Below are 26,150 nucleotides of genomic sequence, written 5' to 3' on the forward strand. Positions count from 1 at the left end.
GGACTTTGTGGTGTTGCGAATAATTTTAGGTGTAATTAAAGCGCTAATCGGTTTGAATACGCCGGAATTTGAATGACGTGCCGTTCGTGTGGGAGAAGCGACTATGAGTGCCAATCGGTTACAACTGGATTTTGCGCAGGCGATGGATGCCTATTTGCGCTATGCGCCGCGTCTGCCGCAAGTTCAGCCCGATGCCGTGCCCGCAGCGACTGATTATGTTGATAATCTTCTGGCGATTGCCGACCAGTTTGATTTGATCGTGTTTGATGCCTTTGGCGTGCTTAATAGTGGACAAAGCGCCATTCCCGGTGCGGTCAAGACGGTCGCCGCCCTTCAGGAAATGGGCAAGAAGATCGCGGTTGTGACCAATGATGCCTCAAGCTCGGGCGAGGCCATTCTGGCGCGTCATCGCAGCCGTGGTTTTGATTTTGACAATAACAGCCTGATCAGCAGCCAGCAGTTCGTCGCCCCGCTGATGGGCGGGTACGCCGATATCACCCATTGGGGCGCAATGGCGCCGACCGACTGGCCGTTTGACATTCTGCCCGGTCTGGTGGAGCCGCTTGGCAGTGATCGGACGCTTTATGATGCGGTTGGCGGGTTCCTGCTGATTGATTCTGATAGCTGGACCGATACGCAGCAGTCCCTTCTGGAACAAAGCCTGAAAGCGAACCCGCGTCCGATCCTGGTGGGCAATCCGGATATCTGCGCACCGATGGGGGATTTCCTGTCGGTTGAGTCGGGGTACTTTGCACATCTGGCGGGCGATGCATCCGGTGTCATGCCGCAATGCGTCGGCAAGCCGTATCATCATGTATTCGAGGAAGTCCTCAAACGACATCCAGATATTGATCGCAGCCGTGTTTTGATGGTCGGCGATACGGTGCATACCGATGTGCTGGGTGGTCTGGCGTCGGGGATCAAGACGCTTCTGGTTCATCAGGGCGGTTTCCTTGACGGACAGGATATTGAAGGTGCGTTTGCGCGATCCGGTCTGCGTCCGCATTTCTGTGCGCGAGCTATCGGCCATGGCATTGAAGACGATGTCGATGCGGTTGCCGTTCAGTCCGCGTGATCTGTTGCAGGATACACGAAAACAAAAAGGGCCTCGATTGAGGCCCTTTTTTATTCCAGAGTCTGGTGCAGCGTGGCGGGAAGGTCAGCCTTCCAGTGCCTCGGCGACTTCAATCGCGCTATAGGTCAGAACACCTGATGCGCCGGCACGCTTGAAGCAGGACAGGGTTTCAATCGCGCAGCCGATATAATCAAGCCAGCCATTCTGCCCGGCCGCACGCATCATCGCGTATTCACCCGATACCTGATAGGCAAAGACCGGAACACCGAATTCCTGTTTGACGCGATAGAGCACATCAAGATAGGGCAGGCCCGGTTTTACGATGACCGAGTCTGCGCCTTCATCAAGGTCATAGGCGACTTCGCGCATGGCCTCGTCGCTGTTGGCGGGGTCCAGCTGATAGGTTTTCTTGTCGGCCTTGCCCAGTGCACTGGCCGAGCCAATCGCATCGCGGAACGGGCCATAGAAGGACGATGCGTATTTTGCCGAGTATGACATGATCTGAACGTTTTTGAGATTGGCATCCTCAAGCGTCTTGCGGATCGCGCCAATGCGGCCATCCATCATGTCGGATGGTGCGACCACGTCACAACCGGCTTGGGCCTGCACAAGGGCCTGACGCACAAGCGCCTCGGTCGTTTCGTCATTCAGGATCTGCCCATCGACAACGATGCCGTCCTGTCCGTCGGCATTGAAGGGGTCCAGGGCGACATCGGTGATGACACCCAGATTGGGGCAGGCATCCTTGATCGCCTTGACCGCGCGGCAAACCACATTGTCAGGGTTGTAAGCCTCGCGGGCATCCTTGGTTTTCAGGCTTGCCTCGATATAGGGAAACAACGCCAAGGCCGGAATGCCAAGCTTTTCGGCATGTTTGGCGGTTTCAACCAGAACATCGACAGACTGGCGTTCGACACCGGGCATCGACGGGATCGGGGTGCGTTCGTTTTTGCCGTCAATGACAAATACCGGCAGGATCAGATCATGGGAGGTCAATCGGGTTTCCGCGACCATGCGGCGCGACCAGTCGGTCATGCGGTTACGGCGCTGCCGGGTGCTGGGAAAGGTGCCATAGGCGAATTTATTGACCATGATCTGTTCTCTATACTGTGAGGCTGGGCAATTTATGGGACAGATTGCACCTTTGATCAACCATTGCCCGCAATTTGCAAACGCCTGCGCATGGTGAGCATGTAAACCGGAATGATCATGGCAAGGAACAGGGACGTCAGGGCAAAGGCCGTCACCAGCCCCACGGCTTCGCCAATGGCGCCAATTACCGGCGGTCCGGCCATAATGGCGGAATAACCGGTCGCGGCAATGGTCGATACCACTGCGCCGCCACCCTTGCCGGTTGCCTGGGATGCCGCCGACAGCAACAGGGGCAGTATTACGGCAAGGCCCATCCCGGCGATTCCACACCCGATCCAGGCAACGACGATATGTGGTGAAAAGGTCAGAACGAGCGTGCCTAGTGATGCCAGCACCGAACTTGTCAGCAAGACCCGAACCCGACCAAAGCGCGTGACAAGCGCATCGCCCGACAAGCGCGTGGCGGCCATGGCAAAGGAATAAACGGCAAAACCGACCGCGGCCAATGTCGGGCCCGATGACAGTTCTGAATTCATGAATACCGTCGCCCAATCGGTCAGAACCCCTTCGCCGAACTGGCCGATAAAGGCGCAAACCCCGAAGGGCAGCAGCATCAGGAACAGGTTGCGGTCCTTTGAGGGCAGGGTGGCCGACTGCTTACCATCCTGTTCATGGGCGAGATAATCCGTTGCATCTTGGTCGGTCAGAAGCCCGGCCTGGGCGATCACATGTGCGATGAGAAACAATGAAAGCACGACAGGAAGGTGAAATTCATTACCAACCGGCAGGGCAAACCACGCAGCGGCGACGCCGGCGCCGACAAATCCGCCCAGACTCCAGAAACCATGCAGGCCCGACATGATGCTGCGGCCCTTGACGCGCTCCACCTGCAAGCCATTTGCATTCATCGCGACATCCAGAAAGGCACCGGAAAAGCCCAGTGCGAACATTGCGATTGAAATACTGAGATAACTCGGCATGAAGGCGGGCATCCCGACCGCGATGAAATAAAACAGGCCTGAGTACCGCACCACCCGTTCGCTGCCAAAACGATCCGCCAGCCGTCCGGCAATCGGCATAACGGCAAGAACCCCGATGGCGGCGGCCAGAAGTATGCCGCCCAGTTCATCATGCCCAAGGCCAAGGCGTTCCTGCACAAGCGGAATATGAGGCACCCAACTTGAAAAAGCTGCACCATGTAAAAAGAAGATGGCGCGCACCCGGTTGTACGCAGTGGCGTGGGTTTGCATTTAACGAGTTTCTCCGCAAGGCGAGGGCAGCCGATCAGGCCTGAATGACGTTCAAGCCACGCCGGGTGTAATTGGCAAGATAGCCGTTTGAAAGCTTGCGCCCCGTAACCAGACAGGAAATCGCATCAATGTCGCAAACCCGATGCGGCAGGCTGGTTTCCAGTTTGTCCGCGGTGGTGATGGCAATGACCTCGGCCGATTGGGCAATCATCGTGGCCTTTGTTGCGCGTTCTTCTGTGCTGCTGGTGGAAAGGCCAGCCTCGGGGTGAAGCGCGCAGGTGCCAAGCAGAGCGATATCGGCATTAAAGTTTCTGAGTTGATCAAGGGTCGTCGGACCGCAAACCGCCATATCGATTTTGCGAAATGTACCGCCGAGCATGATGACTTCAGCATTAGGATGATTGGCAAGTTCGACTGCGATCATCGGATTGACCGTAATCACGGTGCCGCGAAAGGACGGTTTGAGGTTGCGTGCAACCTCGCAGATGGTTGTGCCGCTATCGAAAAATGCCACGCAATCATCCGGGATCAGTTCACGCGCGGCTTTTTGGGCGATGGCAGTCCGTTCGGGTTGCAATTCCTGCGCACGTTCGGTGTAGCTTTCAAGGGCCGTATTGGGCAGAACCGCGCCGCCATGAATGCGGCGCAGATAGCCACCTTCTTCCATCTGACGCAGGTCGCGCCTGATCGTATCAAGGGATGCGTGAAAAAGGGCGGCTAGATCGTGGATATGAACTGTGCCTTGGCTTCGCAGAAGTTTGTGGATCTCGTCCTGGCGGCTTGAGACGCTCGACATTTTCTTTGCCCATTTTGCATGTTGTGCATGTATTGCCCGTATTGGTTATCCCGGGCACGCAAAGCGGTCAATAGAAAAACCGGCCAGATGAAGGTCTGGCCGGTTCCCTGAATTTCAACGATGCGGTGTTTGATCAGGCTTTATCAAGCGCCTGGGTCAAATCCGCCAGGATGTCGTCGATATGTTCGATGCCAATGGACAAGCGTACATAGCCATCAGTAACACCGGATGACAGCCGGTCTTCCTCTGATAGCTGGCTGTGAGTCGTCGTGGCCGGGTGAATGGCAAGGGACCGTGTATCCCCGATATTGGCCACGTGATAGAGGAGCTCCAGCGAATTGATGAATTTCTCGCCAGCACCCTTGCCGCCAGCCAGTTCAAATCCCATCAAGGAACCCAAGCCACCCTTAAGGTATTTGTCCGCACGACGGCGGGCCTCGCCATCCTGTTTGCTCGGGTGGATGACCTTGGTGACTTTCGGATGTGCTTCAAGGAAGTCGGCCACCTTGATCGCGTTTTCGCAATGGCGTTCCATGCGCAGCGGCAAGGTTTCCATGCCCTGAATGGTCTGGAACGAATTGAATGGCGATGCAGCCGCGCCGACGTCGCGCAGAAGGGTACAGCGCAGTTTAATCGCGTATGCGACCGGGCCAATCGGTTTGACGGCCTCGGTCCAGACAGCCCCGTGATAGCTGGGGTCCGGTTCATTGAGAAGCGGGAAGCGCTTGGCGTGTTTTTCCCAATCAAACTTGCCCGAATCAACCACGATCCCGCCAACCGAGGTGCCGTGACCGGCAATGAATTTGGTGGTCGAGTACATGACGATGCTGGCGCCATGCTCGATCGGTTTGCAGATCACCGGTGCTGCGGTGTTGTCCACAATCAACGGAATGCCAAGGTCATCGCCAATATCGGCAACTTCGCGGATCGGGAAGACCTGAAGTTTCGGGTTGGGCAGGGTTTCCGCATAGAAAGCACGCGTTTTGTCATCGGCAAGGCGACGGAAGTTCTCCGGATCCGATGGATCGGCAAAGCGGACTTCGATGCCCATCTGCTTGAAGGTGTTGGCAAACAGGTTCCAGGTGCCACCATAAAGGTCGGTGGAACTGACAATATTGTCGCCCGCCTGTGCGATGTTAAGAACCGCAAAGGTCGAAGCTGCCTGACCCGATGCCAGTGCGACAGCCGCAGCACCACCATCAAGGGCAGCAACCCGCTGTTCAAGCACATCATTGGTCGGGTTCATCAGGCGGGTATAGATGTTGCCAAGTTCCTTAAGCGCAAACAGGTCTGCAGCATGCTGGGTGTCACGGAACTGATAGCTGGTTGTCTGATACAGCGGAACGGCAACGGACCCGGTTGTCGGTTCGGCCCGATAGCCTGCATGAAGGACAATGGTTTCCGGCTTGGTCGAAGACATGATGAATGTTTCCCTGATTTTTCGTTGTTCCTGATGGGAGGAGGGTATGCGCAGCACCCCGGTATCTGCAAGGAACATTTGGCGAAATGGATCATATCCGGGAACGCACGGGGCGAGGATATGCGTAATTGTGATAATTCGGTACGATTATACCGAATGAATTGACAAGTGGCGGGTTTCACGTTTACGTAAAGGGAAAATACAAAAGTAAAAGAGGCGGCGATCCAATGGAATTCAACCTGTCTGAAGATCAGCAGGCATTTGCCCAGGCTGCGCGTGATTTTGCTCAGAATGAAATGGCACCATATGCAGGTGACTGGGATGCAAATCATATCTTCCCCGAGGAAACCTTGCGGAAGGCAGCCGAACTTGGGTTTGCCGCGATTTATACCGGCGAGGAACATGGTGGCACAGGCCTTGGACGGCTTGATGCAGCGGTCATTTTCGAAGAACTTGCCTCAGCATGCCCATCCACTGCGGCGTATATTTCGATCCATAATATGGCTTGCTGGATGATCGACACGTTCGGCAATGACGCACAGCGTGCGAAATATCTGCCGAAACTCGTCACGATGGAGCATTTCGCGAGCTACTGCCTGACCGAGCCGGGCGCCGGATCGGATGCCGGATCTCTTCGCACTCGTGCCGAACGCGACGGCGATCATTATATCCTCAATGGTGAGAAGGCGTTTATTTCCGGTGGATCGCGCAGCGATATCTATGTCGTGATGGCGCGTACTGGCGATGACAGCCCAAAAGGCATCTCCACCTTTATCGTGCCAAAGGATGCCGAGGGACTGTCATTTGGCAAACTTGAAGAAAAAATGGGCTGGAACAGTCAGCCGACCGCAGCCGTTATCTTTAGTAATTGCAAGGTGCCTGTCGAAAACCGTCTGGGTGAAGAGGGCGAAGGTTTTAAGTTCGCCATGAAGGGCCTTGATGGTGGGCGGTTGAATATTGCAGCCTGTTCGATCGGCGGCGCACGAGCGGCAATGGAACACGCACGCGACCATATGAAGGTGCGTAAGCAGTTTGGCAAAAGTCTGGATCAGTTTCAGGCGCTGCAATTCAAGTTTGCCGATATGGTGACCGAACTCGAGGCGGCAAGACTGATGCTGCATAAAGGCGCATGGAAGCTGGATCACAAGACAGACGATGCCACACAGTTCTGTGCTATGGCCAAGCGCTTTGCGACTGATACCGGCTTTAATGTCTGTAACGAGGCGCTGCAGCTGCATGGCGGATATGGTTATATTCGTGAATATCCCATCGAGCGGCTTTTGCGTGATCTGCGGGTGCACCAGATCCTTGAAGGTACCAACGAAATCATGCGCCTGATCATCGCGCGCGCTGCCCTGAAAGACTAGGTTATGAGTACTGTTTCAAATACATCTGACAATACCGCTGAAACACCCATTCTGTTTTCGCAGGATGGCCCGGTTGGGCGCATCGTTCTGAACCGCCCCAAGGCGCTGAATGCGCTTGATCTTGTGATGGTCGATATGATGATGGCGCAGCTTAAATCCTGGGAACAGGATGAAACGGTCAAGGTCGTCGTTGTTGAGGGGGCAGGTGAAAAGGCATTTTGTGCCGGTGGAGATATCCGTGGCCTTTATGATGCACGTCAGGTTGACAACGACGAAATGCTCGACGCGTTTTATCGTCGCGAATATCACCTGAACCACTATATCGCGACCTATCCAAAGCCATACATTGCACTGATGGACGGGATCACGATGGGTGGTGGTGTCGGGGTTTCGGTCCACGGCCGGTTCCGCGTTGTGACCGAGCGTACCTTGTTTGCCATGCCCGAGACCGGCATTGGCTTCTTCCCCGATGTTGGCGGGGGATATTTCCTGCCGCGTTGTCCCGGCAAAGTCGGGATGTATCTTGGCCTGACAGGTGCAAGGGTCAAGGCTGCCGATTGTCTTTATGCCGGGCTGGCGACACATGGCGCGGAAAGTGCAAAGCTTGATGCGATCAAGAATGCGCTGGCCAACGCGACGTGGGACGGAGATGATTTCGCCATCGTCGAGGACATCCTTAATAAGCATGAAGCACCGTTCGGCTCAGCGCCACTTTCAGAAATTCGCAGCGAGATCGACCATTGCTTTGCTGGCGACAGTGTCGCGGCGATTTTCGAATCCCTGCAAGATGCCAATAGCGCGTTTGGGACAGAAACCCTTGAGACATTAAATGGCAAATCGCCCACAGCACTTTGCGTCAGCTTCGAGCAGATCCTTCAAGGTGCAGACATGTCGCTGGCAGAGGTCCTGAACATGGAATACCGCTTGGCGCAGCGCATGGTTTGCAAGCCGGACCTGTTTGAAGGCGTCAGGGCAGTGATTATCGACAAGGATCATGCGCCGAAATGGCAACATGGAGATGTTGGCCAGGTCGATCCGCGTGAAGTAGCGGAATACTTTGAAATGCTGCCAGAAGACAAAGAACTGAATCTTTAAAACAGAAACGACGGGAATATCATTCCGTCAGATGAATACAAAATCAGAACAAAACGCCCGGTTCGGGTGTCAGAGGAGACTTCAAATGGCAAATATCGGTTTTATTGGTCTGGGCAATATGGGTGGCCCGATGGCGGCCAACCTGGTCAAGGCGGGGCACGCGGTGAAGGTTTTCGATCTTTCGGCGGATGCGGTTGCAAAAGCAGAGGATGCCGGTGCAACCAAGGCGTCATCGGTCGCTGATGCGGCCAGCAATGTTGAGTATGTTGTTACCGTTCTGCCAGCGGGTAAACATGTCCTTGCTGTTTATGACGGACCCGATGGTGTCATTGCGCATGCCAAGCCAGGTACTGTTCTGATCGACAGTTCGACAATTGATGTGGACTCGGCGCGCAAGGCATCTGATCTGGCCCGCGCTGCCGGCCTTGGCGTGGTCGATGCGCCGATTTCGGGCGGAACAGCCGGTGCGGCCGCTGGAACCCTGACATTCATGGTTGGTGGGGCGGAAGCCGATTTTGCCAGTGCCGAACCCATTCTGGCTGGTATGGGCAGTAACATCATTCATGCAGGGGACAGCGGTGCCGGGCAGGCGGCAAAGATTTGCAATAACATGGTTCTCGGTGTCAGCATGATTGCTGTTTCGGAGGCCTTCATGCTTGCCAAGCGTCTTGGTCTTGATGCGCAGAAGCTGTTTGAGGTTTCATCCAAGGCATCGGGTCAGTGTTGGGCGCTGACAAGCTATTGCCCGGTTCCCGGTCCTGTCCCGGCATCACCGGCCAATCGGGATTACCAGCCGGGCTTTGCGGTTGATATGATGCTCAAGGACCTCAAGCTGGCACAGCAGGCATCGGCATCTGCTGGCGCGACGACGCCGATGGGGGCACTCGCCGAAAGCCTTTATGCGCTTTATTCCAATGGCGGAAATGGCGGCATGGATTTCTCGGCCATTGTAAAAATGCTGGATGGCGAGAAATAAATAGTCCTCTGTACAGGTCAAGGAAGCGGGTCCGGTTTGCCGGGCCCGTTTTGTTATATGTTGCGTTGTTGGAAAATGGCGGCACAATAGCATCATCCGTATTTTGACAAGATCAGTGCAGCAATGGCCACACGCTATAACACGTCGAACGAAATCTATTTTGAACTGCGCAAGGTGGGTACCTATTTGCGGTGCACAGCGATTGATGGAAAGACCGGTGTCGAAGTGACGGTGGCCGGACCAATCAGCCGCAATCCCGAACAGCTAAAGCGTGTTGCGGCCCAAAAACTTGAATATGTCCTCAACAAGAAGTGATCTTTTCCGTTCAGTTCCGTTTGCAGTCATCATGTATTGCGCGATCTGGCCTGAATTTGGATTAAGCAAAGAAAAACGCCGCCCGGGAATTGGGCGGCGTTTTCTGTAATCGGTTTTGCTTGGGCAGGGCGTTATTTCGCCTTGCGACCCAGACCGATTTTCTTGGCGAACTGCGAACGCTGTTTGGCGTAGTTCGGGGCAACCATCGGGTAATCGGATGGCAGCCCCCATTTCGCGCGATATTCGTCCGGAGTAAGGTTGTAGGTCGTCCGCAGATGGCGTTTGAGCATTTTCAGCTTTTTGCCATCTTCAAGGCAGACGATAAAGTCGTCACCAATGGATTTCTTGATCGGGACAGCCGGTTTCAACGGTTCCTGTTCCGGTTCTTTGTCCACTTCGTGTATTTCATCAAGAGAAGCAAAGACGGTTGAAATCAGTTCCGGAATCTGTGCCGCAGCAAGGGCATTGTTGCTGACATACGCAGACACAATGTCGACGGTCATCTGTAAAAGTTCGTCGCGGTCAAGCACGCTGTTCTCGGTTTCAGCCATAATTGAAGTAATCCTTCATTCGGTAAATCAGATTAAAATTAATTCTGTATTCTTCCGATATAGTCAAACAACAGAAAAACACAAGAAGAATTGTTGTTCAATACCTGTATTCAAATAACTATCAGCTGTATTAAGAGAAAATTTTTATACTTCGTCATTTCACGCTCATTGATTTTAGGTCCGCATGTAAATGCAACCTGTCCGATTGCGCAATGCTACTGTTTAAATGGCAGGATCGTTCTGTACGGCGATATTACCATTCTGATACCCCAGTTGACCTTGTTGACGGCGATAAAACCGACATATGTGTTCAGTAAGTGGAGCGTCTGAATCAAGCCGGTTTTACTGCGCCCGTTCTGTTTGGAAAACTTGCTGATTTGGGTGAGCTGCGCGTTGGCAGGTTCGACGCTATATGCTACAAGGCGCTCAATTTTAATCTTCTGCTTTGGGATGAAGGCACACCTATGACCGTCAAGACCCTTGCCATTGCTTCCGATCACGGTGGTGTTGAGTTGAAATCAGCAATCTCTGATGCCCTGAAAAAGCGCGGAATTGACGTGCTTGATCTTGGTACAGATGGAACGGCGTCCGTGGATTATCCGGACTTCGCACAAGCGGTTGCCAAAACCATTATCGATGGCAAGGCCGAGGCAGGCATTCTTGTCTGTGGGTCGGGCATCGGCATGAGCATGGCTGCCAACCGTTATCCGGAAATCCGGGCGGCACTGGTTCATGATCGTCTTTCGACTGAACTTTGCCGTCAACATAATAACGCAAATGTCCTGTGCCTTGGTGCGCGCCTTATTGGCGAAGCCACGGCAATGGATTGCGTGGATGCGTTCTTGTCGACCGAATTTGAAGGCGGTCGCCACGAAGGTCGCGTTGCAAAAATGTCCTGCTCCGTCTGATTTTATCGCCATCTGGCATCAACCGGAACGGGCAGGCGGCCCCAAGGGTCGCTCCCCGTCACATCTCATCGAAAGAGGCCCCCGCATGTCGTTCAAAGGCTTTTTCACCACCAGCTTGTCCGAAGCTGATCCGGCACTGTTCAAATCTGTTACCGACGAACTTGATCGTCAGCAGAACCAGATCGAAATGATTGCTTCGGAAAACATCGTTTCCAAAGCAGTTATCGACGCACAGGGCACTGTCCTGACCAACAAATACGCCGAAGGTTATCCTTCGCGCCGTTATTACGGTGGTTGCGAGTATGTTGACGTTGCTGAACAGCTGGCAATTGACCGCGCCAAGGAAATCTTCGGCTGCGAATTTGTCAACGTTCAGCCCCATTCCGGCGCCCAGGCAAACGGTGCGGTAATGCTGGCCCTTTGCAAGCCGGGCGATACCATTCTGGGTATGTCGCTTGATGCTGGTGGTCACCTGACGCACGGTGCGCGTCCGGCCCTGTCGGGCAAGTGGTTCAACGCGGTTCAATATGGCGTTCGTGAAGATGACCTGACCCTTGATTACGATCAGGTCGAAGCCCTTGCTGTTGAACACAAGCCGGCGCTGATCATTGCCGGTGGTTCGGCCATTCCGCGTCAGATCGACTTCAAGCGTTTCCGTGAAATCGCTGACAAGGTGGGCGCGCTGTTGATGGTTGATATGGCGCACTTCGCTGGCCTGGTTGCCGGTGGCGTTCATCCGAGCCCGCTTCCTTATGCCGATGTTGTTACCACCACCACGCACAAAACCCTTCGCGGTCCGCGCGGCGGCATGATCCTGTCGAACAACCTTGATATCGGCAAAAAGATCAATTCGGCGGTCTTCCCGGGTTTGCAGGGTGGTCCGCTGATGCATGTGATTGCAGCCAAGGCTGTTGCCTTTGGTGAAGCACTGCGTCCGGAATTCAAGGAATACGCACAGCAGGTCGTTGATAACGCCAAGGCGCTGGCCGAAGTCCTCGTCAAACGCGGCTTTGATATCGTGACCGGCGGTACCGATACGCACCTTATGCTGGTTGACCTGCGTCCGAAGGGCCTCAAAGGCAACACGGCAGAAGTCGCACTGGAACGCGCAGGCATCACGTGTAACAAAAACGGTATTCCGTTTGACACCGAAAAGCCGACCATTACGTCTGGCGTGCGTCTTGGTACGCCGGCTGGTACCACGCGTGGTTTCGGTGTTGCCGAATTCCAGCAGATTGGTGAACTGATCGGTGACGTTCTGGATGCCATGGTCGATAGCCCGGAAGGCAATGCCGAAGTGGAAGCCGCCGTCCGTGCGAAGGTTGAAGACCTCTGCAAGCGTTTCCCGATCTATTCCTGATCGATTTGAGGCTTAGATAAAAATATGCGTTGCCCGTTTTGCGGACATACCGATACCCAGGTTAAGGACTCCCGTCCGACCGAAGAGCATCATGCCATTCGCCGTCGCCGGTTCTGTCCTGCCTGTGGTTCACGCTTCACGACATTCGAACGTGTGCAGCTGCGTGAGTTGATGGTTGTGAAAACAGACGGGCAACGCGAATTGTTCGACCGCGACAAGCTGGCGCGGTCAATCTTCCTTGCCTGTCGCAAGCGCCCGATTGAAGACGAACGCGTTGAAAAGGCCCTGAACGGTATTCAACGCCGTCTTGAAAGCAGTGGCGAAAGCGACATTTCCACCGATACCATTGGCGAAATGGTGATGGAGGCGCTTAACGCCCTCGATCAGGTGGCGTATGTACGCTACGCTTCGGTGTACAAGAATTTCCGTGAAGCACGCGATTTTGAACAATTCGTCGAAAAAATGCATGATGGGGAAGAAGAGGCGGACGCAGAGTAATGACAGCCCCCGCGTTTAGCGAAGACGACCGGCATTTCATGCGGGTCGCATTGAGCCTGTCAAAACGCGGTTTGGGAAATGTCTGGCCGAACCCGTCGGTTGGCTGTGTCCTTGTTTCTTCCGATGGGATCATCGTCGGGCGCGGTCACACGCAACCTGGCGGTCGCCCGCATGCCGAACGGGTTGCCCTTGATATCGCCGGTGATCGGGCCCGTGGGGCCACCGCCTATGTCACCCTTGAACCCTGCAGCCATGTTGGCAAAACGCTGCCCTGTGCAACCGGTCTTATCGAAGCAGGGGTGTCGCGCGTTGTGAGCGCACTGACTGATCCTGATCCGCGTGTATCGGGCAGGGGGCACAAAATGCTGCGTGATGCGGGTATTCAGGTTGATGTCGGGCTTTATACCGACGAGGCCCGCCATGTGAATGAAGGATTCCTGTCCAAGGCTGAGCGTTCCCGTCCGTTTGTCACCCTTAAACTGGCATCAACGCTTGATGCGCGATCCGCTACCGCGAATGGTGAAAGCCAGTGGATTACCGGCCCGGCGGCACGCGAAGCTGGCCATGTTTTGCGTGCCAACCATGATGCCATTCTGGTTGGGGCCAAAACCGTTATTGCTGATGATCCGAGTTTGACCTGTCGCCTTGCCGGGCGAGAGTATCAATCCCCGGTGCGTGTCATTCTGGACCGGACAGGCGACGTGCCGGTTGCAGCAAATCTTGTTCAGACAGCAATTGACGTGCCGACATGGTTGGTGACGACAGAGCAGAATTTCGCCGAACTATCGGAAAAATTTGCAAAAACTTCGCTAAAAGTGATTGCTGCGGGATGCGCAGACGATCATCTGGACCTACATGACGTCATGCGCAAGTTGGCAGACAAAGGTCTGACACGTGTTCTTGTTGAAAGCGGCGGCAACCTTGCTGCTGGTTTGATCAGGGCCGGTCTTGTTGACCGCATTATTCATTTCGTCGCGCCATCTTTGATCGGTGGCGATGGCAAGGCGATGATTGCGGAACTTGGCCTGAACAAGCTTGCTGAGGCACCGCATTTCGAACGCACTTCGACTCAGAAGATGGGTCAGGATATTGCGGTAACTTACGATAAAATAACGGAATAAATGAATGTTTACTGGCATCATCACCGACATCGCAACGGTTCGTGCAATTAAGAAGACAGGCGACACCAGATTCGAGTTTACGACATCCTTTGATACGTCGAAGATTGTTCTGGGGGCGTCAATCGCATGCAACGGTGCCTGCATGACCGTGGTTGAAACAGGCGATGACTGGTTTGCGATCGAAGCGTCGGCAGAAAGCCTGTCACGCACGACGCTTGGTGATCTTTCTGTCGGGTCCAAGGTCAATCTTGAGCAAGCAACCCGCGTGGGTGATGAGCTGGGTGGGCATATCGTCTCGGGACATGTCGATGGTGTCGCTATACTGACCAAACGCGTGCCCGAGGGGGACTCTTTGCGCCTGACATTCGAAGTGCCGGATGAATTCGCGAAATATATCGCATCCAAAGGATCGGTCACGCTTGAAGGTGTCTCATTGACCGTCAATGAGGTTGACGGGAACACGTTTGGTATCAATCTGATACCTCATACCCAAACCGAAACCACATTGGGTTCGAAACAGCCGGGCGACCGGATCAACTTCGAAATCGACATGCTGGCACGCTATGTCGCGCGTATGCTGGGCAAGGATTGATAAATAATGCCGCACAATTACCTTTCGCCGATCGAAGATGTCATTGAAGAAGCCCGCAATGGTCGGATGTTTATTCTGGTTGATGACGAGGACCGCGAAAACGAGGGCGATCTGGTCATTCCGGGCCAGATGGCAACCCCGGATGCGATCAATTTCATGGCGACCCATGGCCGCGGCCTGATTTGCCTGACGCTTGAGTCCGAGCGCTGCGACGAACTTGGTCTGACAATGATGAGCGCCCATAACGGCACCCGCCATGAAACGGCCTTTACCGTCTCGATCGAAGCCAAGACCGGCGTTACCACCGGGATTTCGGCGCCGGATCGTGCGCGCACGGTGGCGGTTGCGATTGATCCCAATGCCGGACGCCACGACATCGTAACACCGGGTCATGTCTTTCCGCTGCGTGCCCGTCCGGGCGGGGTGCTTGTCCGTGCCGGCCACACCGAAGCATCGGTGGATATCGCACGTCTTGCCGGATTGAACCCGTCTGGCGTTATTTGCGAGATCATGAGTGATTCGGGTGAAATGGCGCGCCTGCCGGAGCTCGTTGAATTTGCCAAGAAGCATGATCTTAAAATCGCGCAGATTGCCGATTTGATCCGCTATCGTCGCAAGCATGAAAAGGTCGTCCAGCGTAAAGCGACAACGAAGATCAAAAGTGTGAATGGTGGCCAGTTTGACATGCATCTTTATGTCAACAACGTCACGTATGCAGAACATATCGCGCTGGTCAAAGGCGATATTTCCGATGACGCACCTGTGCTGACGCGGGTGCATGCACTGAATGTCATCGAAGATGTTCTGGGTGATACTCAAACCGAACATCAGGGGCAGCTTGCGGCTGCCATGCGCCAGATTGGCGAGGAGGGCCGTGGCGTCGTCGTTCTTATTCGCGAACCCCGGCCCAATACCCTGTCATCGTCAATTGCCAAACTGATTGAACTGAATGGCGGCGATGGCGATGCCCTGCGTCAGGAACTGGCAGACGAGAACGGCGATGGCGATTTGCGTGATTACGGCGTCGGTGCGCAAATCTTGCATGATCTTGGCATTCGCGACATGATTCTGCTTTCAAATACCAAACGCCACATTGTAGGACTTGACGGCTTCGGTCTAAATCTGGTTGATCAGCGTCCGCTTGTCGTCTCGGAGGAATAAAATCATGAGCAACGCCCCCCACATTCTGATTGTGGATGCGCCTTATTACACACATATCGTCGAGGACCTTGTTAAAGGGGCCGCATCGACGCTTGAAGCTGGTGGCGCAACGTGGGACCGCATTTCGGTTTCGGGTGCGTTTGAGGTGCCAATCACCATCCGGTATGCTGTACAGTCGATGGAAGAGCTGGCAACCGGTCCGCGCTATGATGGTTATCTTGCGTTGGGCTGCGTAATTCGCGGCGAAACCACGCACTATGATCACATTTGCGAAGAAGCCAATCGGGCGCTGATGCAGCTTTGCCTTGAATATAAACTGGCGATCGGCAATGGCATCCTGACCGTCGAGAATGAAGCACAGGCACTTGCACGCGCCAAAGCTGACGAAAAGAACAAGGGTGGCGAGGCTGCCAAGGCTGTTCTGCGTCAGATTGAAGTTCAAAACCATTTTGGAATACATCACAAGTAATGACCGATAAACCAAAGGCATCAGCCGCACAGCGGCGCAGCGCGGCGCGTTTTGCCGCTATTCAGGCGCTTTATCAGGCAGAGCTGTCGCAACTGTCAGCTGCTGATATTGTGCGCGAATATTCCGATTTCCGCCTTGATGGGACGGGTGGTCGCGATATCGAAGTCCCCAACGAAGACCTGATTGATCCGGATCGCGGTTTCTTTGCCGATCTGGTGCAAGGTGTTGCCGCGCGGATGGTTGATATTGACGCGATGATTAATGGTGCCCTTGAAAAAGGCTGGACCACGCAGCGTCTTGAAACGGTTCTGCGCAGCATTTTGCGTGCGGGCACTTATGAGCTGATCGCGCGCGAAGACGTGCCGATGCGGGTCGTGATTACGGAATATGTCGATGCGGCACATTCGTTCTTTGATGAGAACGAACCAAAGTTGGTCAATGCCGTACTTGACCGGATCGGGAAGACCCTGCGTCCCGGTGAAGCCGGACAACATTGATATGGCAGCGCGATCCGGCGAATTTGAACTGATCGCGCGCCATTTTGCGCCCATCGCGCAAAGTGATCCAGCCGCATTGTCCTTGCAGGATGATGCGGCTGTGTTTTCTCCGCCTGCCGGGCATGAGGTTGTTGTGACAACTGATGCGCTGGTGGCGGACGTCCACTTCCGAAGCATTGATGATCCCGATCTGATCGCAAAGAAGGTTCTGCGCGTAAACCTGTCTGATTTGGCGGCAATGGGCGCCAAACCGGGCGGCGTGGTTCTGAGTGCGGGCTACAATCGTGACCTGTCCGATGAATGGGTCGAACAGTTTGCCAAGGGCTTTGGCCAAGACTGCAAATCGTTTGGCGTATCGCTTTGGGGTGGTGATACCGTTGTGACCCCGGGGCCGACATTTTTCAGCCTGACCGCATTTGGCTATGTCCCGGCGGGACGTGCGCTGCGACGTGATATGGCAAAGCCGGGGGATGTTCTGGCTGTGACCGGCACCCTGGGGGACGCGGCCTTGGGGCTGGCGGTTTTGAATGATGAATTCCCTGATCTGGACAAGGACTTGGCAGCGTATCTGCAAGACCGATACTTGTTGCCAAAGCCGCGTCTTGATGAAAGCGCGGTTTGTGCCGCGGCAAATATCCGCTTGGCAGCAATGGATGTCTCTGATGGATTGGCGGGTGATTGCCGCAAAATCTGTGCTGCGTCAAATGTCGGGCTTGTCATCAATCGCGATGCAATCCCGCTTTCTGATGCAGCAAAGAGCATCGTGGATGTTGATGAAAGCCAGTGGGAGCGCGTTCTTGCTGGTGGTGACGATTATGAGCTGCTGATTGCCGGATCGCCGGACGATATTGCCGCACTTGGCGATATGGTAACCGTCATCGGTGGCGTGACCGACGAGGTCGGCACTGTGTCACTGGTCGGGGTAGATGGCAAAATGGCCGAACTCGCAGATAGCGGGTTCGACCATTTTAAATAACGGCAAGGATGTTGCCGGGTTCAACGGGCTTATTGCCCTTCGCTGAACCGGCCGAGGTTGCCAAACAGCTGTTGCAGAATCGTGATTTCACGACCGGCGGTCGGCGTCACACGGTCTGTCGGGATGACCGGTTTGCCGTCCTCAAGGTCATATTCGCTGAGGATTTCGACGCGGTTGGCCGCATCAAAACTGATCAGGATAACCTTTTGTTTGACTGTTTCAGGTTCGAAGAAGGCGACGGTTTCGGTCACGCTTGAGATGTAAAGCCAGACATTTTCGTCAAAGGCCGCAACCGAGGACGGCGAACCCAGAATGTTGGTGACATCACCCTTGGTCGATTCTCCGACAGAGATCTGTTCAAGCTGTTCTGGTTCCGGCGCGTTACCGCGGGTCGCAATTCTGGGGCTGCAGGCAGCGACAAAGGCAACGGCCAGTCCTGCCAGCATGATCAGGGGAATGCGGGTAGTTTTGTTATGCATGAAGCTCACCTGAGCGACCCTCTTGTTGAAGCCAAACCGGAATTGCCTTGAGTTTCTGCGCGAGGCGCATGATATTGCCGGGCAATGAATGGGGCAGACATGCCCCAATGAGATTTACGGCATTCTGCGTGCCATGACAGGAATGTCAACGAAGGAGTGTTACTGTTGTTTGGATGGCTAAAGAAAAAGGACCGCAAGCAAACTGCTGCGTTCGAACTTTACACGGCAATGGTAACCCAGGCGCGTCAGCCAGACTTTTATGCAAAGCTGGGTGTGCCCGATACGTTGGAAGGTCGTTTTGACCTTATCCTCGTTCATGCCTTCATTCTGTTTCGCCGTCTTAAGGCCGACGATGGCGACCGTGATCTTGCCCAGCACATATTTGATGTGATGTTTGCCGACCTTGACCAGAATATGCGCGAAATGGGGGTTGGAGATGTCGGCATCCTCAAACGGATCCGAAAAATGTCTGAATCCTATCATGGTCGCATTGTTGCCTATGAAGAGGGTGTTCAGTCAGGCGCAGCCGAGCTTGCCGCCGCTCTGAACCGCAACCTTTACGCTGATTGTGATGCCAGTGACGCACAACTGATGGCGATGGTTGGTTATGTGCATGACGCACTGGCCAAGCTTGAAAATCAAACCATTTTGCAAATGCAGAACGGCGCGGTGCATTTCCCCGAAGTGCCCGATGTCGCCGTGTCTGAACCGCAATAGAAAGAAAGACCTGATGTCTGATAAATTTACTCCCGAGTTTTCCCGAATTGTCAAAACCGAAGAGATGGTCAGTGGCAAAGAGAAACTTGTCGTTGAAGCCAATGAAAAAGAGCGCGCCGCCCTTGCTGAACGGTTCGAGCTGGTGTCCATCAATAGCCTTCGGGCCGAACTTGAAGTCAAGACAGCGTCAAATGGCGAAGTCACAGTACGTGGCCCGATGAGTGCCGAAATCGTCCAAAACTGTGTCGCGACCCTCGAGCCAGTGCCGGAAACGGTCGAGGATACGGTGGAAGTCCTGTTTTCCCCGCATGTGTCCGAAGATGACATGCCGTCAAACCCGGATGATCTTGAAAACCTGTCCGAAGAAGAACTGATGGCGTTGCTCGAACAGCCAGAGCCGCTGGTAGATGGCAAGATTGATCTTGGTGAAGTGGTCGCACAGTTTCTGGCCGTTGCGATGGACCCGTATCCGCGCAAGGACGATGCCGAGTTGCCGGAATCGATCCAGTCCGAAGAAGAGGCTGACGCCGACAAACCTAATCCGTTTGCCCAGCTGGCAGGTCTTAAAGAGCAGCTTGAAAAGAAAAAATAGTGGTCATTGGGACCGGAACGTCTGATGATTAGGCGTGATGAATATGCCGGTATTTACCGGCATTTCACTTTTGAACGGCATTATGACTGTGTTTCAGCTGTTGTACTGTTGGTCGCCTGACTCGGCTTTACCTTGTATCTGGTGGAGAATTCCGGTAATTACGGGCGTTCCGGCCTATGGATGACGGGCTTGTCCCAATTGGCTTGTCTGCCGGGTATCCGGTTCAGAGATTTTAGAACAACCATAAGAGAATACGTTGCCTGAACAGGTTTGCATATCACTTGACGCGATGGGAGGAGACCACGCGCCTGAGATGGTTTTGGCTGGTGCCGAAATTGCGCTCAAGCGGCTGCCCCATCTCAAGTTTCTGATGTTTGGTGATGAAGCGCGGCTCAAACCGCTGCTGGCCAAGTATCCAACGCTGGAGGCTGTCAGCGAAATCCGCCATGCGTCCCAGGAAGTGTCGATGGAAGACAAACCTTCCGTCGCGCTACGCCAGCGCCGGGATTCCAGCATGCGTCTTGCCATCAATGCTGTGAAAGAGGGAGACGCACAAGGTGTGATCTCTGCCGGGAATACCGGTGCATTGATGGCCATGGCCAAGTTTGTCCTTAAGACCGTTCGCGGGATCGACCGCCCGGCAATTGCGACTTATATGCCAACGCAGCGTGGCGAAACAGTCATGCTTGATCTTGGCGCGAATATCGAATGCGACGAGCACAACCTTGTGCAGTTTGCCCTGATGGGCGAGGTATTTACCCGCATTCTGTTCGGTCTTGAAAAACCGTCTGTCGGGTTGCTCAATGTTGGTATCGAAGAGCTCAAGGGCAATGAATCGGTCAAGAAAGCCGCAGCAATCCTGCGCGAAATTGATCTGCCGATCCGATTTGAGGGGTTTGTCGAGGGGGATGACCTTGCCAAGGGGACCGTTGATGTCATTGTGACCGACGGTTTTACCGGCAACGTCGCACTGAAAACCGCGGAAGGCACTGCGCGCCTGCTGGTGCATTTCCTGCGTGAAACCTTCAAAAGTTCTTTCTTTGCCAAGATCGGTTATCTTCTTGCCCGTCGCTCGTTGCAGCGTTTCCGTGACCGGATGGATCCGCGCCGTTACAACGGCGCGATGTTGCTTGGGCTGAACGGTATTGCGGTCAAAAGCCATGGGGGCACCGACGCACTCGGGTTCTCCAATGCCATCGGGGTTTGTCACGACCTGATCGTCAATAACCTCAATGACAGCATCAAGCATGAACTTTCCGTATTTGAAGAGGCCATGAGCGGCCTTGAAGATGCGGAGCAAGAAGATGTTGCCGTTCCTGTTGGTCAAACCAACTGATTAACCCACCAGAAAACAGAAAGCCGGCGGTTCCCATATCATGACAATTCGTTCTCGCATTATTGGTTGCGGTTCATATCTACCTGCAAACGTTGTAACCAATGATGATCTGGCCAAGCGCGTCGACACGTCAGATGAATGGATCGTTGCGCGGACCGGTATCCGTCAGCGCCATATTGCTGCCGAGGGGGAAACTACCAGCGATCTGGCCTTTGCCGCAGCGAACAAGGCGATGGAGCATGCCGGTGTCACGTCAGAAGACATCGACCTGATCATCGTGGCAACCGCAACGCCCGACAATACGTTTCCCGCAACCGCTACCAAGGTGCAAAACCGCCTTGGGGTCAAAGGTTTTGCCTTTGATGTACAGGCCGTGTGTTCCGGTTTTATTTACGCGCTGACGACCGCGGATATGTATATCCGCAACGGTCAGGCCAAAACTGCCCTTGTCATCGGTGCAGAGACCTTTTCGCGTATTCTTGACTGGGAAGACCGCCGGACTTGTGTGCTGTTTGGTGACGGTGCCGGTGCGGTTGTTGTTCAGGGCGTTGAAGGCAAAGGCACGATGGAAGATGTCGGCATTCTTGCCAATCGCCTGCATTCCGATGGCAGCAAATACGAACTTCTGTATGTCGATGGTGGGCCGTCTGCCACGCAAACGGTAGGTCATCTTCGCATGGAAGGTCAGGAAGTCTTCCGCCATGCCGTGACCAACCTCGCCAGTGTGATCCGCGAGGTTCTGGCCGACACGGGGCTTGAGCCAAATGACATTGATTGGCTTGTGCCGCATCAGGCCAACCAGCGTATCCTTGACAGCACCGCGCGCAAGTTTGGTATTTCCAAAGACAAGGTGGTCGTGACGGTCGATCGTCATGCCAATACGTCTGCGGCATCAATTCCGTTGGCACTGGCTGAAGCGGTTCATGACGGACGCGTTAAGCGCGGTGATATCGTCGTGCTTGAAGCCATGGGCGGCGGGTTCACATGGGGTGCATCGCTGGTGCGCTGGTAAGCACGCACGTACTTGCGCGGAATGGCTCAAAAACACGTGAAATTCTTAATTTTCACAACATTCCGTCAAAAAGCAGTGTATCCTGTTGATATTGACTGATTTCGCTACCAGATATAGCCTTGTAAATTAAGTCCCGTAATTAGGAGGCGGCCTGTCATGTCGGAAACAACGATTACCCGTGCGGATCTCGCTGAAGCCGTTTACCAAGAAGTAGGTCTGTCGCGGAACGAGTCCGCCCAGCTGCTGGAAACTGTTCTTGATGAAATTTCGTCTGCCTTGATCAAGGATGAAGTCGTGAAAATTTCCTCGTTCGGAAGTTTCTCGGTTCGTCAGAAAGGACAACGCATCGGTCGGAACCCGAAAACGGGTGAGGAAGTGCCGATCCTTCCGCGTAAGGTGCTTGTCTTCCGACCGTCACAGGTCCTGAAAGCCCGCATTAACGCTTAAGAAAAAGACTCATGAAAACGAACTTGGGGGCTGCGGCGGGGAATTCCCGCCGGACAGCAAAGTCCGACTCTGCTTTTCGTACAATTAGCGAGGCTGCAAAGGAGCTTGGTCTTCAGCAGCACGTTTTGCGGTTCTGGGAATCCAAATTCCCGCAGATCCAGCCGATGAAGCGAGCAGGGGGGCGACGTTACTATCGGCCCGAAGATATTGATTTCCTTGCTCATATTCGAACCCTTCTGCACGATCAGGGTTTCACGATCAAAGGCGTTCAAAAGCTTCTGGATCAGAATAAGGGCAAGCTGCCTTCCGAGATCGCTGTTGCGGGACAAGAGGCTGACACGCGTCCTTCGGACGGGGTGCTAAGTGATGTCGCACCAATGAAGACGGGTGTTTCAGCTTCAGATAAAGCCGCACTGAAAGCTGTTTTGGGCGAACTTGAAGAACTTCAGGTGATCTTGCGGACAGGCCTGCAGGACACCAAAAAAAATCCTTAAAAACCATTTGCGTCTTTGGCGTGGCGCCGCTATTTATCGAGCCGCGCCAAACGGCGCATCTTTACGGTCGGAGCGTGGCGCAGCCTGGTAGCGCACCTGCATGGGGTGCAGGGGGTCGGAGGTTCGAATCCTCTCGCTCCGACCAATTATCTCTCTTCCATGATTAGTTGATTGTTCGCTTCCTGCGGTGCTAGGGCATCAACCGGGCGAGAACTTCTATGTCTGCGGTTTCGTCAGCCAATCGAATCAGAATAATTTCGCCCGATCGCGGAAAAATTCCAGTCAGCGCCGTAATATTGACCTGATGGGTGACCAGTAATCGTTTTTCGCCGTCGGCCAGACCGGCCAGTAGCTGTTTGATTTTACGGGTTTGCGTCGGTTCGGTGCTTCGGTCCCGGAAGAACGAATTAAGTGCGGGTTCTTCGGCGACCGGTCCAACATCAAGTAATCTTGCTGTATCAACACAGCGGCACCACTGGCTGGTCATTACAGAGCTGATTAGAATCCCTTTACTGCGTATGACATTTCCAGTGTTGCGGGCCTGTTCCCGGCCGGTTTCATTAAGGTTGCGTTGGGTTGAGCAATCACCAAGCGTAAAATTCGCCGGATCGCCAGTCCCGGGCGCGATGGCATGACGCATCAGGGCATGTACGCCGTCAGACTTCCATATTTGCCATGCGTCTTCCGCAGCAGAAACAGGGAGGGTGGAAAGGATCAATAAAGCCAGAAAGCTGGCGATCCGAAGTATGTTTGGAAGCAAAATCGACATAATCCTTACCCATCTCGCGTACGAAGGAAGATGAGTCTGATACCTGAAATCAGGGGTTTCGGATCAAAAAGGGGCGGATTTTGATCCCAATGTGTGCGAAAAGCAGGAGTTCATGGCGGTATTAGGCGCCCGCGCTGGCGACACGACGCCCTTCATCTGTCAATTTGCAGATCAGCCAGTCCGGCTTGACCGGATTGTCAAACCAGGGTGCTGCCCAACCATGATCAATGCAGCTTCGAACTGTTTTCTCGCTGATCTGTTTGCCGTTGCCATCGAACAACGGCAATTTGCCGCCGGGCTGGCTTAGCCCGCGACGTAGCCATTCAAGTTGCACGTCTGTCGGTTTCGAATGTTTTTTCCCCGCCATCGGTACTCCCCGCACCGTTATGATATGATTGGTGATACAAACATTAGATGTTGGTCAGTGTGACGGATAATCAACCATGGAGCAATCGCAATGACGCCAGAAGAGTTCCAACCAAGCGAGATGTCATTTCTGTATATCACGGTGCCTGACATGGAGATCGCGCGGGTGATTGCAGGTGGGGCGATCCGCGAGAAGCTGGCGGCCTGTGCGAATGTATTGCCGCAAATGACAGCGATCTATGAGTGGGATGGCGATGTCGAGGAAGAAAGCGAAGTCGTCGTCATTCTGAAAACATCAAAAACGACGGCCTTTGAACTGGCACAATGGGTCGAGGATCATCATCCCTATGAAGTTCCCTGCATCCTGGAGCTGCCTTTGGGAAGGGGGAATCATGACTATGTTTCGTGGTTGCAAACCCAGCTGGGATCAAGATCACGGCTGATGTGATTGCATCTGGAAGACATGGCGCCTAGGATGGCGCAAATTTAGTCCTTGGATGATACGAGTTAATGAATCACCTAACCAAAATGGCCCTCGAGATGGGGCCGTTGATCCTGTTTTTCGGCGTCAACGCGACGACCAATCTGATGACGGCAACCGCTGTTTTTGTTGTTGCGACGGTTGTTGCCCTTGCAACATCTTATGCGCTGGCGCGTACCATTCCGGTCATGCCGTTGATTGGCGGGGTGTTTGTCATCGTGTTTGGCGGCTTGACGCTGTATCTTGATGACGAACTGTTTATCAAGATCAAGCCGACCATTGTGAACCTTTTGTTCGCCAGCATCCTGTTTGTCGGCCTTGCAGCAGGGAAATTGTTCCTGAAGCTGGTTCTGGAAAGCGCATTCAAGGCGACCGACGAAGGGTGGCGCATCCTGACCTGGCGCTGGGCGTTCTTCTTTGTGTTTCTGGCCGTCGTCAATGAAATCGTCTGGCGGAATTTCTCGACCGATACGTGGGTGGCATTCAAGGTCTGGGGGATCATGCCGATCACCATGGTGTTTGGCATGGCACAGGTGCCGGTTTTGATGAAGCACCAGCTGCCTGAAGAAGAAGGCGGCGAGGCGGCGTCGTAGGACCTCGGTGGTGTCCAGATAACGTTGAAAAAACAAAGGGCAGGATGATGATCCTGCCCTTGTTATTTGTTGATGGTCGGTCTGACTAGCTGATCGGAAGGGCGATGCTGACGGCGGCCTGTGCCGCAATGCCTTCTTCGCGTCCGGTAAAGCCGAGCCGTTCGGTCGTGGTGGCTTTGACATTGACCCGGTCGACATCAATCTCGAGGATTTCGGCAACCTTTTGACGCATTGCTGGCGTGTACGGCCCGATTTTCGGGCGTTCGCAAATCAGTGTCACGTCGACATTCACAATCCGTCCGTCACGCTTGCGCACAAGGTCCGCCGCATGTTTGAGGAAGATGTCGGACGCAGCACCTTTCCATTGCATGTCACTTGGCGGGAAGTGCTGGCCAATGTCGCCTTCGCCGATCGCGCCAAGAATGGCATCGGTCAGTGTGTGCAAGCCGACATCTGCGTCGGAGTGGCCCTCCAGGCGGGCGGTGTGGGGGACTTTAACTCCGCACAGGATACAATGATCACCCGGGGCAAACCGGTGAACATCAAATCCAGTGCCAGCCCGGTATTCTTCTTGCGACATGTGCGCTGTTTCCTTGTTATCAAAATCCGCCCAGCTTTGCGCGCGACCAAAATCATCCCGATGGGTGATCTTGTCATTGTTGGTGGTGCCTGCAACGCAGATCACATCCAGCCCGATGGCTTCAAGCAGGGCAGCGTCATCGGTAAATTCCTGACCTTCGAATTTCTCGTGGGCCGCCAATATGATGTTGAATTCAAACCCTTGCGGTGTTTGCGCCCGCTTAAGGCTATCACGGGGAATGGTGCGGGTAATCACTCCGTTTGTGTCGGTCTGCTTGATGGTGTCTGCCACAGGCAGGGTCGGTATCGCACCGGAATGGCTCTTAAGTGCCGTCGTGACCCGATCAATGACGTCATCGGAAATGCCCGGGCGTGCTGCATCATGGATCAACACACTATCGGGCGCCTTGATCGCGAGTGCGCGCAATCCGTTGAGGACCGATTGCTGTCTTGTGTCGCCACCCGCCACCGGCGCGGGCAGTGAAATGCTCTCGCCCAAAGACGCGGTTGCGCTTTCATACCAGCTTTGATGCGCCGGATTGTAGACCACCTGAATAAGGTCGGGATCGGTATGTCGTGCAAAACATTCAATGCAGTGCGCAAGAATGCTTTTGCCGCCAAGCATGTGATATTGTTTTGGTATTGGGTCGCCAAATCTGCTACCGCTGCCGGCAGCAACGATGACAATGCCTGTTTTTTGGGTCATAAACGTAATGCCATGGCTTGTCTGAATTGTGCCGCAGGCTATCTTTCTGTGAGGGTTTTG

General features: G+C 54.2%; 31 protein-coding genes and 1 tRNA gene. 23 read left to right on the top strand and 9 right to left on the bottom strand.

All coding sequences use genetic code 11. The features are described 5' to 3' along the window. Nucleotides 1-103 precede the first annotated feature (103 nt). Complete coding sequence (locus AUQ43_RS04105) at nt 104-1,075, top strand: HAD-IIA family hydrolase (protein WP_062954824.1); 972 nt, start codon at nt 104-106, stop codon at nt 1,073-1,075. Nucleotides 1,076-1,159: 84 nt separating this feature from the next. On the opposite strand, the gene hemB is transcribed toward AUQ43_RS04105, so the two are convergent. The 4 genes from hemB to AUQ43_RS04125 all read right to left on the bottom strand — a co-directional run bounded on the left by hemB (nt 1,160) and on the right by AUQ43_RS04125 (nt 5,633). Then, nucleotides 1,160-2,167 (bottom strand): porphobilinogen synthase, encoded by a 1,008-nt coding sequence (gene hemB / locus AUQ43_RS04110; RefSeq protein ID WP_062954825.1) that lies wholly within the window; start codon nt 2,165-2,167, stop codon nt 1,160-1,162. A 56-nt stretch (nt 2,168-2,223) separates the two neighbouring features. Then, nucleotides 2,224-3,417, bottom strand: coding sequence for an MFS transporter (locus AUQ43_RS04115; RefSeq protein WP_062954826.1), 1,194 nt, complete (start codon nt 3,415-3,417; stop codon nt 2,224-2,226). Nucleotides 3,418-3,451: 34 nt separating this feature from the next. Next, nucleotides 3,452-4,213, bottom strand: a complete 762-nt coding sequence (locus AUQ43_RS04120) for a DeoR/GlpR family DNA-binding transcription regulator (protein ID WP_062954827.1) — start codon at nt 4,211-4,213, stop codon at nt 3,452-3,454. Nucleotides 4,214-4,346: 133 nt separating this feature from the next. Then, entirely contained in the window at nt 4,347-5,633 is a 1,287-nt protein-coding gene (locus AUQ43_RS04125) for an O-acetylhomoserine aminocarboxypropyltransferase/cysteine synthase family protein (RefSeq protein ID WP_062955249.1), read from the bottom strand. Nucleotides 5,634-5,860: 227 nt separating this feature from the next. Here AUQ43_RS04125 and AUQ43_RS04130 point away from each other — a divergent pair, with 227 nt between their 5' ends. The 4 genes from AUQ43_RS04130 (at nt 5,861) to AUQ43_RS04145 (ending at nt 9,386) form a co-directional block, all read left to right on the top strand. Continuing rightward, a complete protein-coding gene (locus AUQ43_RS04130) occupies nt 5,861-7,000 on the top strand; it encodes an acyl-CoA dehydrogenase family protein (RefSeq protein ID WP_062954828.1) in 1,140 nt (379 codons plus the stop codon). A 3-nt stretch (nt 7,001-7,003) separates the two neighbouring features. After that, on the top strand, nt 7,004-8,095 hold the full coding sequence (locus AUQ43_RS04135; RefSeq protein ID WP_062954829.1) for an enoyl-CoA hydratase/isomerase family protein: 1,092 nt from the start codon (nt 7,004-7,006) through the stop codon (nt 8,093-8,095). A 31-nt stretch (nt 8,096-8,126) separates the two neighbouring features. Next, nucleotides 8,127-9,071: a 3-hydroxyisobutyrate dehydrogenase gene (gene mmsB, locus AUQ43_RS04140; RefSeq protein ID WP_369813466.1), complete on the top strand. Its 945-nt coding sequence runs from the start codon at nt 8,127-8,129 to the stop codon at nt 9,069-9,071. Between the two features lie 123 nt (nt 9,072-9,194). Further along, the gene (locus AUQ43_RS04145) at nt 9,195-9,386 is read left to right on the top strand and encodes a hypothetical protein (protein ID WP_062954831.1); all 192 of its coding nucleotides are present in this window, start codon (nt 9,195-9,197) and stop codon (nt 9,384-9,386) included. A 131-nt stretch (nt 9,387-9,517) separates the two neighbouring features. On the opposite strand, the gene AUQ43_RS04150 is transcribed toward AUQ43_RS04145, so the two are convergent. Next, nucleotides 9,518-9,937, bottom strand: coding sequence for a MucR family transcriptional regulator (locus AUQ43_RS04150; protein WP_062954832.1), 420 nt, complete (start codon nt 9,935-9,937; stop codon nt 9,518-9,520). 464 nt (nt 9,938-10,401) lie between these two features. On the opposite strand from AUQ43_RS04150, the gene rpiB reads away from it, so the two are divergent. The 9 genes from rpiB (at nt 10,402) to thiL (ending at nt 17,519) form a co-directional block, all read left to right on the top strand. Further along, a complete protein-coding gene (rpiB, locus tag AUQ43_RS04160; RefSeq protein ID WP_062954834.1) occupies nt 10,402-10,845 on the top strand; it encodes a ribose 5-phosphate isomerase B in 444 nt (147 codons plus the stop codon). 85 nt (nt 10,846-10,930) lie between these two features. Continuing rightward, on the top strand, nt 10,931-12,205 hold the full coding sequence (gene glyA, locus AUQ43_RS04165) for a serine hydroxymethyltransferase (protein ID WP_062954835.1): 1,275 nt from the start codon (nt 10,931-10,933) through the stop codon (nt 12,203-12,205). A 24-nt stretch (nt 12,206-12,229) separates the two neighbouring features. Continuing rightward, nucleotides 12,230-12,703, top strand: coding sequence for a transcriptional regulator NrdR (nrdR, locus tag AUQ43_RS04170; RefSeq protein WP_008891109.1), 474 nt, complete (start codon nt 12,230-12,232; stop codon nt 12,701-12,703). Next, nucleotides 12,703-13,824, top strand: a complete 1,122-nt coding sequence (gene ribD, locus AUQ43_RS04175) for a bifunctional diaminohydroxyphosphoribosylaminopyrimidine deaminase/5-amino-6-(5-phosphoribosylamino)uracil reductase RibD (RefSeq protein WP_062954836.1) — start codon at nt 12,703-12,705, stop codon at nt 13,822-13,824. The genes nrdR and ribD overlap by 1 nt, the downstream gene beginning before the upstream one ends. A 4-nt stretch (nt 13,825-13,828) precedes the next feature. Further along, a complete protein-coding gene (locus AUQ43_RS04180; protein ID WP_062954837.1) occupies nt 13,829-14,416 on the top strand; it encodes a riboflavin synthase in 588 nt (195 codons plus the stop codon). A gap of 6 nt (nt 14,417-14,422) precedes the next feature. After that, the gene (ribB, locus tag AUQ43_RS04185) at nt 14,423-15,577 is read left to right on the top strand and encodes a 3,4-dihydroxy-2-butanone-4-phosphate synthase (RefSeq protein ID WP_062954838.1); all 1,155 of its coding nucleotides are present in this window, start codon (nt 14,423-14,425) and stop codon (nt 15,575-15,577) included. Between the two features lie 4 nt (nt 15,578-15,581). Further along, nucleotides 15,582-16,046 carry a 6,7-dimethyl-8-ribityllumazine synthase gene (gene ribH / locus AUQ43_RS04190; RefSeq protein ID WP_062954839.1) on the top strand — a complete coding sequence of 155 codons (465 nt, stop codon included), beginning with the start codon at nt 15,582-15,584 and terminating at the stop codon, nt 16,044-16,046. Then, nucleotides 16,046-16,543 (top strand): transcription antitermination factor NusB, encoded by a 498-nt coding sequence (gene nusB / locus AUQ43_RS04195; RefSeq protein ID WP_062954840.1) that lies wholly within the window; start codon nt 16,046-16,048, stop codon nt 16,541-16,543. Before ribH ends, nusB begins: the two co-directional genes overlap by 1 nt. A 1-nt stretch (nt 16,544) precedes the next feature. Beyond that, on the top strand, nt 16,545-17,519 hold the full coding sequence (thiL, locus tag AUQ43_RS04200) for a thiamine-phosphate kinase (protein ID WP_062955250.1): 975 nt from the start codon (nt 16,545-16,547) through the stop codon (nt 17,517-17,519). 29 nt (nt 17,520-17,548) lie between these two features. Here thiL and AUQ43_RS04205 read toward each other — a convergent pair whose 3' ends face one another. Then, the gene (locus AUQ43_RS04205; protein WP_062954841.1) at nt 17,549-17,998 is read right to left on the bottom strand and encodes an outer membrane protein assembly factor BamE; all 450 of its coding nucleotides are present in this window, start codon (nt 17,996-17,998) and stop codon (nt 17,549-17,551) included. 165 nt (nt 17,999-18,163) lie between these two features. Between AUQ43_RS04205 and AUQ43_RS04210 the strand changes: the two genes are divergently transcribed. From AUQ43_RS04210 to AUQ43_RS04240, 7 genes are all read left to right on the top strand, one after another. Then, nucleotides 18,164-18,715, top strand: a complete 552-nt coding sequence (locus AUQ43_RS04210; RefSeq protein ID WP_062955252.1) for a ubiquinol-cytochrome C chaperone family protein — start codon at nt 18,164-18,166, stop codon at nt 18,713-18,715. A gap of 13 nt (nt 18,716-18,728) precedes the next feature. Beyond that, a complete protein-coding gene (locus tag AUQ43_RS04215) occupies nt 18,729-19,307 on the top strand; it encodes a DUF177 domain-containing protein (RefSeq protein ID WP_062955251.1) in 579 nt (192 codons plus the stop codon). 256 nt (nt 19,308-19,563) lie between these two features. Next, nucleotides 19,564-20,643: a phosphate acyltransferase PlsX gene (gene plsX, locus AUQ43_RS04220; RefSeq protein ID WP_062954842.1), complete on the top strand. Its 1,080-nt coding sequence runs from the start codon at nt 19,564-19,566 to the stop codon at nt 20,641-20,643. 40 nt (nt 20,644-20,683) lie between these two features. Continuing rightward, nucleotides 20,684-21,655 carry a beta-ketoacyl-ACP synthase III gene (locus tag AUQ43_RS04225; protein WP_062954843.1) on the top strand — a complete coding sequence of 324 codons (972 nt, stop codon included), beginning with the start codon at nt 20,684-20,686 and terminating at the stop codon, nt 21,653-21,655. A 156-nt stretch (nt 21,656-21,811) separates the two neighbouring features. Beyond that, nucleotides 21,812-22,102: an integration host factor subunit alpha gene (locus AUQ43_RS04230; RefSeq protein WP_008891097.1), complete on the top strand. Its 291-nt coding sequence runs from the start codon at nt 21,812-21,814 to the stop codon at nt 22,100-22,102. Nucleotides 22,103-22,113: 11 nt separating this feature from the next. Beyond that, nucleotides 22,114-22,596 carry a MerR family transcriptional regulator gene (locus AUQ43_RS04235; protein WP_062954844.1) on the top strand — a complete coding sequence of 161 codons (483 nt, stop codon included), beginning with the start codon at nt 22,114-22,116 and terminating at the stop codon, nt 22,594-22,596. 68 nt (nt 22,597-22,664) lie between these two features. After that, nucleotides 22,665-22,741 (top strand) — tRNA-Pro (locus AUQ43_RS04240). Between the two features lie 45 nt (nt 22,742-22,786). On the opposite strand, the gene AUQ43_RS04245 is transcribed toward AUQ43_RS04240, so the two are convergent. Together AUQ43_RS04245 and AUQ43_RS04250 are read right to left on the bottom strand one after the other, a co-directional pair. Beyond that, the gene (locus AUQ43_RS04245) at nt 22,787-23,365 is read right to left on the bottom strand and encodes a histidine phosphatase family protein (protein ID WP_062954845.1); all 579 of its coding nucleotides are present in this window, start codon (nt 23,363-23,365) and stop codon (nt 22,787-22,789) included. A gap of 121 nt (nt 23,366-23,486) precedes the next feature. Continuing rightward, entirely contained in the window at nt 23,487-23,732 is a 246-nt protein-coding gene (locus tag AUQ43_RS04250; RefSeq protein WP_062954846.1) for a hypothetical protein, read from the bottom strand. 90 nt (nt 23,733-23,822) lie between these two features. On the opposite strand from AUQ43_RS04250, the gene cutA reads away from it, so the two are divergent. Next, complete coding sequence (cutA, locus tag AUQ43_RS04255) at nt 23,823-24,179, top strand: divalent-cation tolerance protein CutA (protein WP_062954847.1); 357 nt, start codon at nt 23,823-23,825, stop codon at nt 24,177-24,179. A gap of 62 nt (nt 24,180-24,241) precedes the next feature. After that, the gene (locus AUQ43_RS04260; RefSeq protein WP_062954848.1) at nt 24,242-24,805 is read left to right on the top strand and encodes a septation protein A; all 564 of its coding nucleotides are present in this window, start codon (nt 24,242-24,244) and stop codon (nt 24,803-24,805) included. 85 nt (nt 24,806-24,890) lie between these two features. Here AUQ43_RS04260 and AUQ43_RS04265 read toward each other — a convergent pair whose 3' ends face one another. Continuing rightward, on the bottom strand, nt 24,891-26,090 hold the full coding sequence (locus tag AUQ43_RS04265; RefSeq protein WP_062954849.1) for a bifunctional 2-C-methyl-D-erythritol 4-phosphate cytidylyltransferase/2-C-methyl-D-erythritol 2,4-cyclodiphosphate synthase: 1,200 nt from the start codon (nt 26,088-26,090) through the stop codon (nt 24,891-24,893). Nucleotides 26,091-26,150 lie beyond the last annotated feature (60 nt).

Source organism: Thalassospira sp. MCCC 1A01148, assembly GCF_001613795.1.
Taxonomy (GTDB): domain Bacteria; phylum Pseudomonadota; class Alphaproteobacteria; order Rhodospirillales; family Thalassospiraceae; genus Thalassospira.